This window comes from Acinetobacter sp. YH01007, from assembly GCF_013420425.1.
GTDB lineage: Bacteria > Pseudomonadota > Gammaproteobacteria > Pseudomonadales > Moraxellaceae > Acinetobacter > Acinetobacter towneri.
Genome location: NZ_VOYC01000002.1, coordinates 49,101 through 66,588, shown reverse-complemented (window position 1 = coordinate 66,588; position 17,488 = coordinate 49,101). Strand labels below are relative to the sequence as shown.

14 protein-coding genes are annotated in these 17,488 nt (G+C 41.5%); 11 read left to right on the top strand and 3 right to left on the bottom strand.

Annotation, left to right across the window (positions count from 1 at the left end):
• Positions 1 to 375 precede the first annotated feature (375 nt).
• From FTT74_RS00660 to FTT74_RS00635, 6 genes are all read left to right on the top strand, one after another.
• A complete protein-coding gene (locus FTT74_RS00660; RefSeq protein ID WP_096901062.1) occupies positions 376 to 1,410 on the top strand; it encodes a type I glyceraldehyde-3-phosphate dehydrogenase in 1,035 nt (344 codons plus the stop codon).
• A 135-nt stretch (positions 1,411 to 1,545) separates the two neighbouring features.
• A complete protein-coding gene (locus FTT74_RS00655; RefSeq protein ID WP_004971580.1) occupies positions 1,546 to 1,860 on the top strand; it encodes a hypothetical protein in 315 nt (104 codons plus the stop codon).
• Between the two features lie 164 nt (positions 1,861 to 2,024).
• Positions 2,025 to 3,191: an ATP phosphoribosyltransferase regulatory subunit gene (locus FTT74_RS00650; RefSeq protein WP_096901061.1), complete on the top strand. Its 1,167-nt coding sequence runs from the start codon at positions 2,025 to 2,027 to the stop codon at positions 3,189 to 3,191.
• Positions 3,192 to 3,260: 69 nt separating this feature from the next.
• Positions 3,261 to 4,580, top strand: a complete 1,320-nt coding sequence (locus FTT74_RS00645) for an adenylosuccinate synthase (RefSeq protein WP_178318488.1) — start codon at positions 3,261 to 3,263, stop codon at positions 4,578 to 4,580.
• Positions 4,581 to 4,817: 237 nt separating this feature from the next.
• Positions 4,818 to 5,126, top strand: a complete 309-nt coding sequence (locus FTT74_RS00640; RefSeq protein ID WP_004971573.1) for a hypothetical protein — start codon at positions 4,818 to 4,820, stop codon at positions 5,124 to 5,126.
• Positions 5,127 to 5,282: 156 nt separating this feature from the next.
• Positions 5,283 to 6,065 (top strand): M48 family metallopeptidase, encoded by a 783-nt coding sequence (locus tag FTT74_RS00635; RefSeq protein WP_179988412.1) that lies wholly within the window; start codon positions 5,283 to 5,285, stop codon positions 6,063 to 6,065.
• A 169-nt stretch (positions 6,066 to 6,234) separates the two neighbouring features.
• Here the strand turns inward: FTT74_RS00635 and FTT74_RS00630 are convergent, their stop codons facing one another.
• Together FTT74_RS00630 and crp are read right to left on the bottom strand one after the other, a co-directional pair.
• Positions 6,235 to 7,284, bottom strand: coding sequence for an NADP(H)-dependent aldo-keto reductase (locus FTT74_RS00630; RefSeq protein ID WP_167845924.1), 1,050 nt, complete (start codon positions 7,282 to 7,284; stop codon positions 6,235 to 6,237).
• A 204-nt stretch (positions 7,285 to 7,488) separates the two neighbouring features.
• The gene (gene crp / locus FTT74_RS00625; RefSeq protein WP_167845925.1) at positions 7,489 to 8,193 is read right to left on the bottom strand and encodes a cAMP-activated global transcriptional regulator CRP; all 705 of its coding nucleotides are present in this window, start codon (positions 8,191 to 8,193) and stop codon (positions 7,489 to 7,491) included.
• Between the two features lie 148 nt (positions 8,194 to 8,341).
• Here crp and FTT74_RS00620 point away from each other — a divergent pair, with 148 nt between their 5' ends.
• The 3 genes from FTT74_RS00620 to FTT74_RS00610 all read left to right on the top strand — a co-directional run bounded on the left by FTT74_RS00620 (position 8,342) and on the right by FTT74_RS00610 (position 13,168).
• Positions 8,342 to 8,764 (top strand): OsmC family protein, encoded by a 423-nt coding sequence (locus FTT74_RS00620; RefSeq protein WP_004971563.1) that lies wholly within the window; start codon positions 8,342 to 8,344, stop codon positions 8,762 to 8,764.
• Positions 8,765 to 9,076: 312 nt separating this feature from the next.
• Positions 9,077 to 11,656 carry an ATP-dependent chaperone ClpB gene (clpB, locus tag FTT74_RS00615; RefSeq protein WP_004971561.1) on the top strand — a complete coding sequence of 860 codons (2,580 nt, stop codon included), beginning with the start codon at positions 9,077 to 9,079 and terminating at the stop codon, positions 11,654 to 11,656.
• Between the two features lie 228 nt (positions 11,657 to 11,884).
• The gene (locus tag FTT74_RS00610) at positions 11,885 to 13,168 is read left to right on the top strand and encodes a DUF945 family protein (RefSeq protein WP_179988413.1); all 1,284 of its coding nucleotides are present in this window, start codon (positions 11,885 to 11,887) and stop codon (positions 13,166 to 13,168) included.
• 73 nt (positions 13,169 to 13,241) lie between these two features.
• On the opposite strand, the gene rlmKL is transcribed toward FTT74_RS00610, so the two are convergent.
• On the bottom strand, positions 13,242 to 15,446 hold the full coding sequence (gene rlmKL, locus FTT74_RS00605) for a bifunctional 23S rRNA (guanine(2069)-N(7))-methyltransferase RlmK/23S rRNA (guanine(2445)-N(2))-methyltransferase RlmL (protein ID WP_004971555.1): 2,205 nt from the start codon (positions 15,444 to 15,446) through the stop codon (positions 13,242 to 13,244).
• 326 nt (positions 15,447 to 15,772) lie between these two features.
• On the opposite strand from rlmKL, the gene FTT74_RS00600 reads away from it, so the two are divergent.
• Together FTT74_RS00600 and FTT74_RS00595 are read left to right on the top strand one after the other, a co-directional pair.
• Positions 15,773 to 16,162, top strand: coding sequence for a hypothetical protein (locus tag FTT74_RS00600; RefSeq protein WP_104851793.1), 390 nt, complete (start codon positions 15,773 to 15,775; stop codon positions 16,160 to 16,162).
• A gap of 305 nt (positions 16,163 to 16,467) precedes the next feature.
• Positions 16,468 to 17,484, top strand: coding sequence for an aspartate carbamoyltransferase catalytic subunit (locus FTT74_RS00595; RefSeq protein WP_179988414.1), 1,017 nt, complete (start codon positions 16,468 to 16,470; stop codon positions 17,482 to 17,484).
• The last annotated feature ends 4 nt before the right edge of the window (positions 17,485 to 17,488 follow it).

Below are 17,488 nucleotides of genomic sequence, written 5' to 3'. Positions count from 1 at the left end.
CAGGCTTAAAATTTTAAAAACGCCAAATTATAACGGAAAAAGCCATTATCACCAATCATTTTAGTGTGAATTGATGACAATTCTGAATCAATCTCTGTTGCTGTGCGCAGAATAAATCTTTTGAATAGAGGATGATGGAAAATTGCTGACGAAAGTGGGGCATGATGAGCTGTTGTTGAATGTTTGTGCGTAGGCGAGAGTGTCAAACTAATCAACCACAAGCTGAAATTGTTAGATGGGTATTTTGAGTTTGCCGAATTAATCAGCAAATTAAGTGAAAAATCCCAGAATTGATCTGATTTTTTTCAGTAAGGCCTCAAAATCTATTAACATAGTCTGTGCTTAAATTTTGATTTCATTATGAAAGGATCGGTCATGCAACGAGTGGCAATCAATGGCTTTGGTAGAATCGGGCGCAATGTGCTGCGGGCTTGGTTTGAAAATCCCAAAGACTTTCATTTTGAAATCGTCGCCATAAATGACATTGCCGATGTAGAAACCTTGGTTCATTTATTTAAATATGACAGTACCCATGGTCGTTTTAAAGGACAGGTGGAAATTAGCCTCGAAAATGAACAGATTTTTTTGAATATTTCTGCAGGTTTGGCGCAATTAAAAGTTCAGGTGTTGAATCAGGCTCAACCTGCGCAATTACCGTGGCAAGCCTTAAATGTTGATGTGGTATTGGAATGTACAGGGTTGTTCCGTTCCCGCGAGGCGGCAACGCAGCATATTACTGCGGGCGCCAAACGTGTAATTATTGGTGCTGCACCATTCGATACTGTAGATGCTGCGATTGTTTATGGTGTGAATCATCATGAAGTCAAAAGTACCGACCAAATTATTTCCAGCGTATCTTGTACCACGCAGGCTTTAGTACCATTAGTTAAAATCATTGATGATGCTTTCGGAATTGATACCGCATTAATGACTGAAATTCATGCAGTCACAGCCGATCAAACTGTATTGGATCAAGCACACCGTGATTTACGTCGTGCGCGTGCATCAGGGCAAAATATTATTCCTACAACTTCATCTGCCTTGGGTGCATTAAAACAAGTCATGCCAAAAATGGCAGATCGGATTGATGGTTACTCGATTCGTGTACCGACCATTAATGTTGCAGCTATTGATTTAACTTTTATTTCTCAGTCACCAATTACGGTGCACAAATTGAATCAGGTGTTGTGTGCTTCGGCAGCGCATGATTATGCCGAAATTATGCAAGTGACCGATGAGCCTTTGGTATCGAGCGACTTTAACCATTCACCTTATTCTTTAATTGTCGATTTAAGTCAAACCATGGTCGTGGGTCATCAAGCCAAAGTTTTTGCGTGGTATGACAACGAGTGGGGTTATGCCAACCGTTTACTAGATTTGTGTGAATCTTTTAGTCAACGGGCGGTGTAAGCGGCTACTTTTTAAGACATATACAAAGTGTAAAAAGCATGTAATAGTGATGAAAGATTTTATAATTCGTATTCACAGTTAATTCACTGATTGATATAACAAAGTTTGCATAGAAAATTTGAATAGAGTAGTGGCATGATGATTATTTTATTGTGGGGATTTATTTTTTTGCTGGCACTTGCTGTCATTTTTCTGATTTGGTTGCAATTTAAAAATCAGGCAGACAGCAGCAGCGACGTGCAGCATCAACAGCAAGTCGAGCAAAAAGTATTACATTTAGAAGAGCATCTAAAAAAGACGTTGGAGATTATGCAAGATTTGGCTAAAAAGATGCAGGTTCAGCAAGATGCGCTAGATAAAACCGTGCAAAAAACCGCACAGCTTGAAATGCAAAATGCTGAGTTGGTCAGTTTATTGGCAAAGGCGGTGAAATCAAATCAGGACTTTTAAATGATGGCTTTGAAAGATGTGGTGTATTCATATTTTTTACCGCATATTTCAGAAAAAGTCAGGTGCATGAGCAAAAGTATCATGCTAAACTAGGAGAAATCGGGTGTGCTCCCGATTTTTTTATGCGGATTCGTTCCGCGCAAACAAGAATTTAGGTTTACAACATGCCCATTTCAGAGACATGGTTATTACCTGATGGTGTAGCTGATGTATTACCAGAACAAGCGCAAGTGATTGAAAGCTTGCGTCGTAAGTCACTGGATTTCCTCGCATCTCGAGGTTATCAGTTGGTGTACACGCCATTCATAGAATACATTGAATCTCTATCTTCTCTTTCAGAATCGAATCAAGATTTAGACCTTGCCACATTTAAAGTGATCGACCAACTTTCAGGTCGTTTGCTGGGTGTTCGTGCCGATATGACACCACAAGTGGCGCGTATTGATGCGCATGTACATCCTGTAGATGGCATTGCACGTTACTGCTATGCAGGTACGGTTTTACATACCAAACCACAAGGTTTTAATACCACACGTGCACCATTGCAATTGGGTGCAGAGTTATTTGGTTCAGACAGCATTGATGCCGATGTAGAAATGGTTGATCTGATGCTCAGCTTGCTAAAAGAAGCAGGTTTGGCAGAAGGTGTGCATTTAGACTTGGGTCATGTCGGCTTGTTCCGTAGCTTGGTTAAACAAGCAGAATTAAGCAAAGCCACTGAACGTCAATTGTCAGATTTATATCAGCGTAAAGCATTGCCTGAATTGGCAGAATTTACCCAAGATTTAAATTTCGGTTCAGATTTTTATGCTTTAGGTCGCTATGCCAGTGATTTAACTGCTTTGCAGGCTCATTTAAGTGCTGATGTGTTGGAAAATACCGAATTTAAGCAAGCGTTTGAAGCCGTGAAAGCAACACAAGCTGAAATTCAGGCACGTTGGCCAAACTTGCATATTGGTATTGATGTGGTTGAGCTGCGTTCTTATCACTATCACACAGGTTTAATGTATGCAGTGTATGCGCCAAATCGTGCTGCACCATTGGCACAAGGCGGTCGTTATGATGGCATTGGTCAGCATTTCGGACGTGCGCGCCCTGCAACAGGTTTCTCTTGTGACTTGTTTGTATTAAGTGCAGGTCGTTTTGAATCATCGTCTGTTGTTGTTGCGCCTAAAGGCTCACAACCTGATTTAATCGCGGCTATCCAAAACACACGTGCGCAAGGCTTTAGTGTAATTCAATTGTTGGGCAATGATGATTTAAACTCGGTTCCATACGCAACGCACCAATTGGTTCTTGCAAATGGTGAGTGGACAGTCGAAAAAATTTAATCGCCAAGGCATGTTTCATGTTACAGGTCTTGGTTTTCAATTTTAACAGCATGATGTAATGAGGCTATTATGGGCAAGAATGTTGTGGTACTTGGTACCCAATGGGGCGACGAAGGTAAAGGTAAGATCGTCGACCTGCTCACAGATCAGGCGGCGGCAGTCGTTCGTTATCAAGGCGGACACAACGCAGGCCATACTCTCGTGGTTGGTGGTAAGAAAACTGTATTACACCTCATTCCATCAGGTATTTTACGTGAAAACGTACTGTGCTTAATTGGTAATGGTGTAGTACTTTCTCCTGAAGCACTCATTAAAGAAATGGGTATTTTGGAGCAAGAAGGCGTGCCAGTGAAAGAGCGTTTACGTATTTCACCAAACTGTCCGCTTATTTTGCCGAACCACATTGCACTTGACCAAGCACGTGAGAAAAAACGTGGTAATGCCAAAATTGGTACAACAGGTCGTGGTATTGGCCCAGCTTATGAAGACAAGGTTGCACGTCGTGCGATTCGTGTTGCTGACTTGGTTCGTGGCGGTGAAGCATTACGCGCTCAATTGGCTGAATTATTGGATTATCACAACTTCCAATTGACACAATACTACGGTGTTGAAGCAGTTCAGTTAGATGAAGTTTTAGCGCTATGTGACCAATGGCGTGAAGTGATTGCACCATTAGTCGTTGATGTAACGACTGAAATTCATAATTACCGTAAAAACGGTGACAACATTATGTTTGAAGGTGCGCAAGGCTCATTACTTGATGTTGACCACGGTACTTATCCGTATGTGACTTCATCGAACACGACTGCCGGTGGTGTAAGCTCAGGTTCAGGCTTAGGGCCATTACATTTAGACTATGTTTTAGGTATTACTAAAGCTTATACCACACGTGTAGGTGCAGGTCCATTCCCAACTGAATTGGTGTATGACGCAGCAAATGACGTAGGTGATGCGATTGGTAAACACTTAGGTACTGTAGGTCACGAGTTCGGTGCTTCTACAGGCCGTCAACGTCGTTGTGGTTGGTTTGATGCCGAAATTTTACGTCGTTCAGTCGATGTAAACTCACTTTCTGGTATCTGCTTGACCAAGTTAGACGTATTGGACGGTTTAGAAGAAATTAAAATCTGCGTAGGTTATGAAAATACCGATTCAGGTTGCGTAGGTTCTTCTGATGCGCTTGCATACGAAAACTTAAAGCCAATTTACGAAACAATGCCGGGTTGGTCTGAGTCGACAGTGGGTGCGACCAGTGTAGAACAATTGCCTGAAAATGCAGTGAACTACATCAAACGTCTTGAGCAGTTAATTGAATGCCCAATCGACATTATTTCTACAGGCCCAGACCGCGCAGAAACTATTGTATTACGTCATCCATTTGATGCTTAAGTTGTTGTGCTTTGACATAACACTCAAGTTCAGATGATGTACTCAGCCCTGTCTAAATGATGGGGCTTTTTATTGCTGTTGTTTCAGTTTCAATAGCGACTCATTTTGGGAATCATTGTAGATGATGCTGAGTGAGTTGTTTTTCAAGACTAAAGTTGCAGATGACTGGCGCTGTGCAGAGCAGGGTGGCTTGTTACAATGGCTTTAGAAAATTAAATTTAATTAAGGTTATGCAGGATGCATAAAAATATTACCAGTACGATTTTTTATTCTTTATTGTTTGCGATGGGCGGCGCACCGACCATTGCCATGATGCTGATTTTATCGCAAAAGCATGATCCGAATATTATGTATCAGGCATTTATTGGTTTAAGCGTTATTTTTGCCTGTATTTTGGTGCCACTGATTCTGATTCAAAATGCTTACCTACTCTACAAACGCAAAAATCCAGAAATGGAAGAAAAAGTAGAAGTAGTGTCTAAAATTTACTTGGGTTTAAATGTTTTCTGTTTAGTATTTTGGTTGTGTTATCAATTTCTTTACTAGGGTAGTGATTGATCGCTCAGACATACAATCTGTACACAGCTTAGGCGTTGTTTACATAAATGATATGTTTATGAAGTGATTATAGATTTAAAGCCTTGAATTGATTTCATATAATTGATTGGTATGAAGATAGCTCGCAAGGCGGAGATTATTATAATGAACAAAAAACTGATGTTAAGTTTATGTGCCGCAGGCGCAATCACAGTTTCAGGGTGTACGACTGTTGCAGACATGGCGGGTGCAGATACTGCGACCTTAAATGCAACTGCTACCAAAAGCTATAATGAAATGGTGCAAGACGCACGCAATAAAAATCAGTTAGACACGAGTTCAACCACGTATAAACGTATCAATACTGTGTTTCAGCGTTTGATTCCACATGCCAACCAAATGAACCAAACTGGTCAGCCTTTCCAGTGGCAATTGGCGGTACTCAAATCTGATCAAGTCAATGCTTTTGTCGCACCAGGCGGTAAAGTAGTGTTCTACACAGGTATTGTGAATAAACTGAATTTAACCGATGCCGAAATTGCCGCAATTATGGGGCATGAAATGGTGCATGCCTTAGAAGAACACGCGAAAAGTAAAATTGGTGCACAGGCCTTAACCAATATTGCCTTGAACGTAGGTTTAAGTGCAGCAGGTAATAACGTTGGTCAATTGGGTGCAGCAGCAGCACAATTGGGTACGCAAATTGGGATTGGCTTGCCATATTCGCGTAATTTGGAAGGTCGTGCCGATCAGGGCGGTTTAATGCTGATGGCACGTGCAGGTTATAACCCGCAAGCTGCAATTACCCTTTGGGAGAAAATGAACAAGCTTGAAGGTGGTGGCGGTGCGTCATTCTTATCGACTCACCCATCGAACAGTCAGCGTATTGAAGCAATGCGTAAAAACTTGCCAGCAGCACAAGCGCTATATAACCAAAGTCGTCGTTAAGATGACCTTAGCCAGTTCAACTGGTTAAGATAAAACACAAAAAAGATGCGCATGGTTTTATGCGCATCTTTTTTTATGAAGACTTTTTGACTTTAAACAGCATAAAAATGATGAGTTATTGCTGAGTTCATATTTTTAATTTCATTTTAAAGCAGTGCTTAAAATAAAATTAGGGCGCTGGATTGGGTTGTTGACGATGAATGGCTTCAATGCCTTGTAAAATTTCATCTGATAAGGTGATGTCAAAGGCATCAATATTTTCTTTGAGTTGCGCCATATTCGTCGCGCCAATAATGGTACTTGTCACAAAAAATTGCTGCTTGATAAATGCCAGCGCCAGTTGCGTCAAACTCAAGCCGTGTTGTTCTGCAAGTTGGGCGTATTGCTCGGTTGCCCATTCGCTTTGTGGATTACTGTAACGGCTAAAACGTGAATATAGCGTGACACGTGCATTGGCAGGGCGTGCGCCATGACGGAATTTACCAGTTAAATAACCAAAAGCCAAAGGTGAGTAGGCGAGTAGTCCAACACCTTCATAATGGGCAATTTCAGACATACCAATTTCATAAGTACGATTCAGCAGGTTATACGGATTTTGTACGCTGACAAATTTACTTAATCCTAATTGTTCTGCCAAGTGTAAAAACTTCATGGTGCCCCAAGGGGTTTCATTCGACAGACCTATATAGCGAATCCGTCCTTTTTGAATTTCTTGTTGCAACGCGGTTAAGGTTTCAGCAAGGTCGGTTACTTCTTGCGTATTTTGTGCTTCTTGGTTGCCATAACCAAGTTTGCCAAAAAAGTTGGTTGGACGCTGCGGCCAGTGCAGTTGGTATAAGTCGATATAGTCGGTTTGCAGGCGTTTTAAATTACCATCTAGCGCAGAATGAATATCCTGTGCGTTAAAGCGGGTTTTGCCATCTCGAATATGACTGCCGCCTTGCGAAGGGCCTGCAATTTTAGAGGCGAGAAATATTTTGTCACGTCCGCCACGTTGGTGCAGCCAGTGACCAATCATGGTTTCAGTTGCCCCTTGGGTTTCTACTTTAGGTGGAACAGGGTACATCTCTGCGGTATCCCAAAAATATAAGCCTCGTTCTAGTGCATAATCGAGTTGTTGAAAGGCTTCTTGCTGGGTATTTTGTTCACCAAATGTCATGGTGCCTAAACAGATTTCTGGAACTAGAATGCCTGTTTTTGCCAAAGGTCTAAATTGCATCTTAGCATCTCGCTTAACATTGTCTTTATGAAGTCATGTCCTAAGAGGCTAAACCATTTTGAGCCGCTTGTGGCAGTTAAAATTGCTGATGCTTTGTAATGGTCGTAAGAATTATATTTTTATAGTTGAAAATGGCTATAAGTTATATACAGGCAATAAAAAAGCAAATCCGAAGATTTGCTTTTTGCTTAGCATGTGGATGGCTTATTCGTCATCAAAGTCGCCATCAGTGGCTTCATTTTGCTCCAAAGAAGCATCAAAAATCAGAATGGCTTTACCATCAGTTTCAATCATGCCTTGCTCTTCAAGCGTTTTCAGTACACGACCAACCATTTCACGTGAACAACCAACAATACGGCCAATTTCCTGACGTGTAATACGAATCTGACGACCATTTGGTAAAATCATAGCTTCTGGCTGTGCAGAAAGGTCAATCAAACAACGTGCAATACGACCAGACACATCTATAAAGGCAAGGTCAGTTACCTTACGTGTAGTATTTTTTAAACGACGTACCAGCTGTGCAAAAACGGCATAGCTTAAGTCAGGATATTGTTTGCTGAGTTCGTGGAAGTTTTCATAAGTAATTTCTGCAATTTCACAGACATCACGAGTACGAACTTCTGCAGTACGTTGTGGATTCGATTCAAACAGACCCATTTCCCCAAAAAAGTCGCCTGGATTCAAATATGCCACAACAATTTCGCGATCATCATCTTCGCGAAGAATAATTGATACTGAACCTTTTAAAATCAAATATAACGATTTAGATTCAGTCCCTGCATCAACAATAGTTGTCCGTTTTGGATAACGGTTGATGTATGCACGTTTTAATAATGCTTTGACTGAGTCAGGCAGTTGTCCAGGGGACAATGCATCAGTGCTCAGCTGTGAAAAGTTTGAAGTCATGCTAACGGTTCCGAAAATGGATAAATAATAGATCGCACAAGACCTAGTCTGAACTTGTCACACAGTAGAGATGAAATTCCTTATCAACTCAAGTTATGTTAGTGTACAAATACCCGTGTCAATTTATAGTTTTTTTTAGGTAGTTGCAATGCAAACAAGTGTTCAGTGGTTAGAGAACGTTGCTTTTGAAGCCAAATCAGAAAGTGGTCATTCTGTGGTGATGGATGGATCTGCAGAATATGGCGGTGAAAACCGTGGTCCACGTCCTATGGAGTTAATCTTAATGGGACTTGGTGGTTGTGCTTCATTCGATATTGTGACTATTTTAAAGAAATCACGCCAAGAAGTGACGCATGTTGAATGTCAGTTAAAAGCAGAACGTGCCGATAGCATCCCTGCCGTGTTCACCAAAATTCATTTGCATTTTGTGGTCAAAGGCAAGGCTGTCAAGGAAAAGCAGGTTGCGAAGGCGGTTGAACTTTCAGCAGAAAAGTACTGTTCTGCCAGTAAAATGCTATCTGATGGTGGTGTTGAAATTAGCCATGATTTTGAAATTATTGAACAAGATTAAGCGTTGACTGATAGGTCATACAATGGTTGGTATATTTGCCAATCATTGTAACTAAATATTTCTATTTGCATGAATAATAATCAGAAGCCTTTAATTTGTTGATATACAAGTGTATGTCAATAATTCAACTCACTATAAAAAAATTACCAGATTAAACTTGAAATTTACTTTAATCAGTCCAATATTATAATTGAAATCTAACCGTTAATTTTAATTAAGATTTTGAAAAATATATAAAAAATTTAATTGAAATTTACGCCTGCGTTCCCATATATCCATCAAGTACACAATTTGTTGTGAGGAATAACAAGAATGCGTTTTGAAAAGTTTACCAACCGCCTACAGCAAGCTTTATCCGATGCCCAATCTCTCGCGATAGGGAAAGATCATACTGCCATTGAAGGCATTCACTTATTGGCGACTTTGCTCGAAGAAGCTTCCAATGTCAGTTTATTACAACAAGCAGGCGCAAACCTACGTGATTTGCAAAGCAAATTACAGCAAGCGATTGCTGATGCACCGACTTTGGCCAATCCAACAGGCGATATCAACTTAAGTCCAGATGCGGTTAAAGCCTTGAATTTGGCTGACAGTTTTGCCCAAAAAGCAGGTGATGAGTTCTTGTCAACCGATTGGTTGATGCTGGGTTTGACCGAAGTGGGCGCGACCAAAACACTACTGAACAGTGTAGGCGTGACCTCAGATAGTTTGCGTAGCGTGATTGACAAAATTAGAGGGGATGAAAAAGTCATGAGCAATAATCACGAAGATCAACGTGACTCACTCAATAAATATACCATCGATTTAACCGAACGTGCGTTGGCGGGCAAGCTAGACCCTGTAATTGGTCGTGATGATGAAATTCGCCGTACCGTTCAGGTGTTGTCACGCCGTACCAAAAACAACCCAGTACTCATTGGTGAACCTGGTGTGGGTAAAACTGCGATTGTTGAAGGTTTGGCTCAGCGTATTGTGAATGGTGAAGTGCCAGAAAGCTTAAAAGGTAAACGTGTTTTATCTTTAGATTTGGGCTCATTGTTGGCAGGTGCGAAATATCGCGGTGAGTTTGAAGAACGCCTAAAAGCGGTCTTAAAAGACTTGGCGAAACAAGAAGGTGAAGTCATCTTATTTATTGATGAATTACACACACTTGTGGGTGCAGGTAAAGGCGATGGTGCCATGGATGCAGGCAATATGTTGAAACCTGCATTGGCGCGTGGCGAATTGCGCTGCGTCGGTGCCACTACTTTAGATGAGTATCGTCAATATATTGAAAAAGATGCGGCTTTAGAGCGTCGTTTCCAAAAAGTATTGGTCGATGAGCCAAGTGTAGAAGACACCATTGCAATTTTACGAGGTCTGAAAGAACGCTACGAAGTGCACCACGGGGTTAAAATTTTAGATTCGGCGATTATTGCCGCCGCTAAAATGTCGCACCGTTATATCACTGACCGTCAACTTCCCGACAAGGCAATTGATTTGGTGGATGAGGCAGCGTCACGGATTAAAATGGAGCTAGATTCTAAGCCTGAAGCCTTAGATAAATTAGAGCGCCGTTTAATTCAATTAAAACTGCAACTTGAAGCCGTGAAGAAAGATGAAGATGCAGGCAGCCGTGCTGAAGTTGCACATCTGGAAAAACAAATTATTGAAGTTCAAAATGAATACAATGATTTGGAAGAAGTTTGGAAAGCGGAAAAAACCTTGGTTGAAGGCACTAAGCAAATTCAGACTCAGCTTGATCAGGCACGTATGGCATTGCAAAAAGCGCAGCGTGAAAATGACTTGGCGGAAATGTCACGTTTACAATACGGTGTGATTCCTGAGTTGGAAAAACAACTGGCACAAGATGAGTTGGTTGAAGAGAAAGAAGAACCAAAATTATTGCGTAACAAAGTTACGGACAATGAAATTGCTGAAGTCGTGAGTGCTGCAACGGGCATTCCTGTATCGAAAATGCTGCAGGGTGAACGTGAAAAATTGCTACACATGGAAGATTTCTTGCATAACCGTGTGGTGGGGCAAGATGAAGCTGTGGTGGCGGTGTCGAATGCGGTACGTCGTTCACGCGCAGGTTTGTCTGATCCTAACCGTCCAAGTGGTTCGTTCCTGTTCCTTGGCCCAACAGGGGTAGGTAAAACAGAATTGACCAAAGCGTTAGCGAACTTCTTGTTTGACAGCGATGACGCCATGATTCGGATTGATATGTCTGAATTTATGGAAAAACACTCGGTCAGCCGTTTGGTCGGTGCGCCTCCAGGCTATGTCGGTTATGAAGAAGGTGGTGTATTAACCGAAGCAGTACGTCGTAAACCGTACAGTGTGGTGCTGTTTGATGAGGTGGAAAAAGCCCATCCAGACGTATTTAACATCTTGTTGCAGGTGTTGGATGATGGACGCCTAACCGACTCGCAAGGTCGCGTGGTGGACTTTAAGAACACTGTAATTGTGATGACTTCTAACTTGGGTTCACACGAAGTACGTGAATTGGGTGACAATCCAACACGTGAAGAAGTGCGTACCGTGGTCATGGCCGCAGTTTCACAACATTTCCGCCCTGAGTTTATTAACCGTATTGATGAGTTGGTGGTGTTCCATTCACTGGAAAAAGCACAAATTCGTGGCATTGCCGATATTCAATTGGATCGTTTACGTGCGCGTTTAAGCGAACGCGACTTGAGCTTGTCGATAGACGATACTGCATTTGATCAATTGATTGAAGCAGGTTTTGACCCAGTCTACGGTGCGCGTCCATTGAAACGTGCAATTCAGCAACAAGTGGAAAACACATTGGCGCAAAAAATCCTCGCAGGTGACTTTGTTGCGGGTGATACGATTTTAATTAAAGCTGAAAATGGTCATTTGCTGTTTGAAAAAATGAAACTCAGCTAATTGGCTATGTGTAAGCAACTTTTAAGAAACCCAGCTTCGGCTGGGTTTTTTATGACTGACAATTTAGGTCACATAAGTAAAATTTTTGGTAAAAAATGACAGCTATTTTTAATATTTTGTGATGAATATTATATTTAAGTGATTTATTTGCAAAACAATTATCTTTTTTAAAGAAGATTAATTATAATTTATTGTTCAATAAGAATAGATAAATTCTGAGCAGAATCTATGTCAAAAATAGTATGGGGTGGAATGGGGGTTGCAGTGTTGGCAGGAGCTGTCACTGCAGGAAATTTATATGCAGATAAGAGCCTGCGTGAGCATTATCAACAAAATTTAAATCCTATACCCAATGTGAGCGTCCAATATACGGACTACGACATGGGGACTTTAACAGGTACTGCCAAATGGAAAATGACCATTATTGCAGACCCATGTAATGCTAAAGAAAAACTGGTGTTTCACGGACAAGATCAAATTCAGCGGACATGGAAAGGTTACCAAATTGATTCTAAAATGAATCTGGAACAAGGGCAGGGACAATTTTCCGAGTTCTTTCAGCAGCCTCTAAATGTGACAACGCAAGTGAATTGGTTGGGTGTATCGACCACGAAATTGAGCATACCTGCTATAGAGAAAAAAGAAGCAGGACTTGAAGCTAAATTTTCTCCTATGCAGATTGAGTTTCAGGCGAAACAAAGTCAGGGGCAGCAGAAAATTGTAAATATGAGTTTTGATGTGCCTCAATTGACGGTGCTGGATCAATCTGGACATCTTCAAGTAAAAGGCATGCAGTTTAAAACCAATCAGGCTTTGAATGTGCAGTCTTTAGAGCCAGGCTATTTCCAATTCAGTATTGCAGAAATGCAGCGTCAAGACCCAAAAGCAGTGGGTTCAGGCAAAATGAAAGACTTCAGTTGGCGTATGGATACTCAACTGCATGAGCGCACGGTAGATATTCAATCGAAATTTAAAATTGCCGAGTTAGGTTTAAATAATGTGCCTGCCATGCAAGACCTGCAAGTGAATTGGGATGTTAAAAACTTGCAGCGCAGTAAAATGCAGACGTTTCTTGATATTGTGCAAAAACAAAACAACTCATGCCTAGAAGCGGAAAACTTTGAGAAAGAAGTTCAACAAGCCTTGTTGGCTGTGATTAATGAGGGCTTTCAGTTCGAATCCAAGAAGAATCAGTTGAAATTAGGCACAGGCAGTATTCGGGCAGATTTGGTTGGTAAAGTGATGCCAGGGCATCAAACCACTGTAGAAGGCTTAGCGAAAATGTTCCCAAGTTTATTGGAAATGCAAACCGATGTGAGTTTTAACAAGCAAGTGGTCAAAACCATTATGAATAATTATATGAATGCTGCAGGTAAAAGCATGTCTGATCAAGAGTTGGAACAGATACTCAGTGCGATGCAAAGCAATCAGCAAATTCAACGTGATGGTGATGAATTTAAACTGTCGATGCATTATCAATATGGTGAAAAGAAGTTTTTAACTGGTCAATAATCTAGATACTGATCTACGATAAAACAAAGCCTGTTCAAATGAACAGGCTTTGTTGTATTGCCATATCGTTTATTTAAACAGGCGGGTGCTGAATTTTCCAAGCACGGTGGATTTTGGTGTTGCGTTTGAAATCTTGCCCAATGGTTTCATGGCTAATTTCCTGCACATCAAACATGGCTTCAATTTCTTCATCCATTTCAAAACCACGGTAGTTGTTGGAGAAGTACAGCGTTCCGCCTGTGGTTAAGCGGTTCATGGCACGCTTAATTAAAGAAACGTGGTCGCGTTGTACGTCAAATGTTCCGTAGAACTTTTTAGAGTTTGAGAAAGTTGGTGGGTCAATAAAGATCAGATCATATTGTTCATGACCTTCTTTGAGCCATTCAAAACAATCACTGGCAAAGAATTGATGTTGTTCATCGGCATGGTCTACCGTTAAACCATTCAATACAAAGTTTTCTTTAGACCAATTCAAATAAGTATTGGATAAATCGACGCTGGTGGTACTTGCTGCACCGCCAAGCGCGGCATGTAAACTTGCAGTTGAGGTATAACTGTATAAATTCAGGAAGTGCTTGCCACGTGCTTCTTTGGCAATACGTAAACGCATTTGACGATGGTCAAGGAACAAGCCTGTATCTAGGTAGTCGGTGAGGTTAACCAAAATTTTAGCCTGACCTTCTTGCACAATAAAACGCTTCGAGGCGGTACTTTGTTTGGTGTACTGGTTTTTACCTTCCTGACGGGCACGGGTTTTAATAAATACCGCATCGCGCCCTAAACCTGTGACAGCGCGAATGGCTTGTAAGGCAAGGTTAAAACGCTTTTTGGCTTTTTCAGGATCAATTTTTTTCGGCGGCGCATATTCCTGCACGTGCAAACGGTCGCCGTATAAATCGACTGCGACATTAAAGTCAGGTAAGTCTGCATCGTATAAACGCAGGCAATGCACATTTTCTTTCACCGCCCATTTTTTCAGGCTCTGCATGTTTTTTTGCAAACGGTTGGTGAAATCTTCTGCGCCTTCAATGGGTTCAAACTGTTGCGGTTGCCAATCTGCTAAGAATGGGCGTGCGAATGTTGCAGGTTTGATCGTACCAAAACGGACATAAATTGGCAGTTTACCGTTCATCAAACGTAAAATTTGCGGGTCATTGAAAGCCAACACATCGGCTTGTTCAACTTGGGCTGCAATGACGGCTGCTTTTTGATTTGGGAAATGCTTTTGCAAGAGGGCAGACAGACCCAAATATAAGGCACGGTTCGAGGCTTTATCGCCCAAACGCTCACCATAAGGTGGGTTGGTTACAATAAAGGCCTTTTTACCTTCGGCTTGAAAGTCGGGCCAGTCAGCCAAAGTACGTTCTTCAATTTGAATCTGATCGAGCAGACTTTCAAAACCTGCTGCAATAATATTTTGCTTGGTGGCTTTGACTGCTTCCCAGTCGGCATCGAAAGCATAAAATTTTGGCAATGGTTGTTGTAATGCAGTTTGATGGCGTTCAGCCGCTTCTGCTTTAATGCTCATCCATAATTCATGGTCGTGACCTTGCCAACCGTTAAAACCGAAACGACGTACCAAACCCGGTGCACGGTCAGTCAGCATCATCAATGCTTCAATAATAAACGTACCCGAACCACACATTGGGTCTAAAATAATGTCGGGTTGAATTTGTTGTAATTGACCTTTTTGCAGAATCGCTGCGGCAAGGTTTTCTTTAATTGGGGCATCGGTCATAAAACGACGATAGCCGCGTTTATGCAGTGAATCGCCAGATAAATCTAGGCAGTATGTATGTTCTTTTTTACCTGCCAACACGTATAAGGTAATTTCAGGCTGTTTGATGTCAATGCTTGGACGTTTGCCCACTGCATCCATAAATGAATCGACCACACCATCTTTAACGCGCAAGGTCGCAAATTGGCTGTTCACTTTAATGTCACGCTCTATATGCAAACGCACTGCAAAAGTACTTTGTGGTGCAAAAATCAGTGACCAGTCAAAGCTCAGCGCACCTTCATAAAGCTCTTCGGCTACATCGCGCGCGTCGTGACTAAATTCAATTTCGTGTGTGTGAATTGGTGTAAGGACACGTGAGGCTAAACGTGACCACATGCAGACACGATAGGCATTTTCGAGTGTGCCTTTGAAAATTAAACGACCCGGTAAACGTTCGATATTTTGAATACCTAAACCTTGCATTTCTTCTTGCAATAAGGTTTCAAGTCCATCTGCACAGGTGACCCAATATGTAGAAAGACGGGGTTTCGAATTCATGAAAATTTCCAAAAGCAATTCAGCAATCGGCTATTTTAACGTATTTTGTGTTGGAAAACTTAGTGATTTAGCGTGAATCGCGCAGAATTTTAAAGGTCTAGGTTTGAAGAGCTTCAGGGCATTTTTACTGTTTTTTTCTAAAAAGGCAATGAGGATGTAATGACATCTCTAAAAAATTTTGAGTGATTGTATTGCGGAAAAATAAAAACCTGAATATTCACATGATTGGTATGTATTTTGCTCATACATTGTTGTGATGGTGAACATTTTGCAGATGAGCATCAAACACTGCAAAACAACAATGAAGCGATAAGGGGAATATTTAAATGACCACGGCTACTTTAAACACGGCACAGGCTTTAACAGCAAATAACGAGATTTTTTCAGTTGCCACTTTAATTTATACGCGATTAAGACGGGTCAGTGGACGTGTGATTGATGTCATGTATCTGGTTGAAAATTCAGACTATGCACGTGCTGTGCTGCAATTGGCGCTCGCTACACACGATGAGGAATTGTGCCGTTATGCGCTGCGCTTAAACAGTATATTGGCTAACTTAATGGATGCTGATGCAGAAATAACGTCGCCACAGACTGAAGCGCAGCAATTAGATGCAGTAGAAAATATAGAAAATATAGATGACTTGACTGAACCTACAGCTGAAGAAATTTATCGGGCGCAGGTGTCCCATCATTATATAGGGGCATTGCGTTAAACGGTGAATTGTACAGACTATGCCTACATAGCCTGAAGGTTGCGTAGGCAGTTGTAGACGAAGATTGACCCACCAGATGTTCATCAAGCTCATATCAAGATGATTGGCTAGCAGAGCAGTTAAATATAAATGCCATCCTTTCACATCGCTTTGTAGAGTATTAAGCATGAAAGAAAGTGTAGATGAGTCTGCATGACTTAATTTTTAAAATCATAAGTTTCTTTTGACTAAATCATGCCAAGTTACACTGCTTTGCCAAATCAATTTCTGTATAATGCGTTAACTTAACGTATAAGGAATCTCTCATGCATTTGGCGGCATTGCATACTCCGAGCCAGATTCAATTGAATAAAGATGGGCATTTAAAACACTTTTTAACCATCGAAGGTCTTTCCAAAGAAACCCTCACCCAAATTCTGGACACAGCACAGTCCTTTTTCAATGAACAAAACCAACTGATCACCAATAATTTGCTCGAAGGGCGCACGGTGATGAATTTGTTCTTCGAAAACTCTACTCGTACCCGCACCACATTTGAAGCCGCAGCCAAGCGTCTTTCTGCCAATGTACTCAATATTGATATTGCCCGTTCAAGTACCTCTAAAGGTGAAACTTTGCGTGACACTTTGTGGAACTTAGAGGCGATGGCTGCTGACATTTTTGTGGTGCGTCATTCATCTTCAGGTGCAGCACATTTTATTGCTAAAACGGTTTGCCCAAAGGTTGCCATTATTAATGCGGGTGATGGCCGTCATGCACATCCAACGCAAGCGATGTTGGATGTGCTGACCATTCGCCGTGAAACCCAACGACCTTATGAAGAATTAAGTGTTGCGATTATTGGTGATATCAAACATTCACGCGTGGCGCGTTCCGATGTGGCTGCCTTGCAAACACTGGGCTGTAAAGACATTCGCGTGATTGCACCGAACACCTTGTTGCCCTACGGTTTTGATGAATATGGCGCAGGCGTGCGTTTATTTAACAAAATGGAAGAAGGCATTAAAGATTGCGACGTGATTATCACCCTGCGTATTCAAAATGAACGTATTGATTCGCCAGCACTTGCCTCACAAGCCGAATTCTACAAAATGTACGGTTTAAACAAAGAGCGTTTGGCGCTTGCAAAACCAAACTGTATTGTGATGCATCCTGGTCCAATGAACCGTGGTGTCGAAATTGATTCAAGCATTGCCGATGGGCCTCAATCGGTGATTTTAAATCAAGTAACCAACGGTATTGCGGTACGTATGGCGGTATTGGCCTTGGCGATGCAAGGTCAATTGCAAGAACAAGGTTTGATTGACGCGATTGCGGTATAAGGAA

Coding starts and splice junctions, on each gene's coding strand:
- FTT74_RS00660 (WP_096901062.1), top strand. CDS start 376: ATGCAACGAGTGGCAATCAATGGCTTTGGTAGAATCGGGCGCAATGTG.
- FTT74_RS00655 (WP_004971580.1), top strand. CDS start 1,546: ATGATGATTATTTTATTGTGGGGATTTATTTTTTTGCTGGCACTTGCT.
- FTT74_RS00650 (WP_096901061.1), top strand. CDS start 2,025: ATGCCCATTTCAGAGACATGGTTATTACCTGATGGTGTAGCTGATGTA.
- FTT74_RS00645 (WP_178318488.1), top strand. CDS start 3,261: ATGGGCAAGAATGTTGTGGTACTTGGTACCCAATGGGGCGACGAAGGT.
- FTT74_RS00640 (WP_004971573.1), top strand. CDS start 4,818: ATGCATAAAAATATTACCAGTACGATTTTTTATTCTTTATTGTTTGCG.
- FTT74_RS00635 (WP_179988412.1), top strand. CDS start 5,283: ATGAACAAAAAACTGATGTTAAGTTTATGTGCCGCAGGCGCAATCACA.
- FTT74_RS00630 (WP_167845924.1), bottom strand. CDS start 7,284: ATGCAATTTAGACCTTTGGCAAAAACAGGCATTCTAGTTCCAGAAATC.
- crp (WP_167845925.1), bottom strand. CDS start 8,193: ATGACTTCAAACTTTTCACAGCTGAGCACTGATGCATTGTCCCCTGGA.
- FTT74_RS00620 (WP_004971563.1), top strand. CDS start 8,342: ATGCAAACAAGTGTTCAGTGGTTAGAGAACGTTGCTTTTGAAGCCAAA.
- clpB (WP_004971561.1), top strand. CDS start 9,077: ATGCGTTTTGAAAAGTTTACCAACCGCCTACAGCAAGCTTTATCCGAT.
- FTT74_RS00610 (WP_179988413.1), top strand. CDS start 11,885: ATGTCAAAAATAGTATGGGGTGGAATGGGGGTTGCAGTGTTGGCAGGA.
- rlmKL (WP_004971555.1), bottom strand. CDS start 15,446: ATGAATTCGAAACCCCGTCTTTCTACATATTGGGTCACCTGTGCAGAT.
- FTT74_RS00600 (WP_104851793.1), top strand. CDS start 15,773: ATGACCACGGCTACTTTAAACACGGCACAGGCTTTAACAGCAAATAAC.
- FTT74_RS00595 (WP_179988414.1), top strand. CDS start 16,468: ATGCATTTGGCGGCATTGCATACTCCGAGCCAGATTCAATTGAATAAA.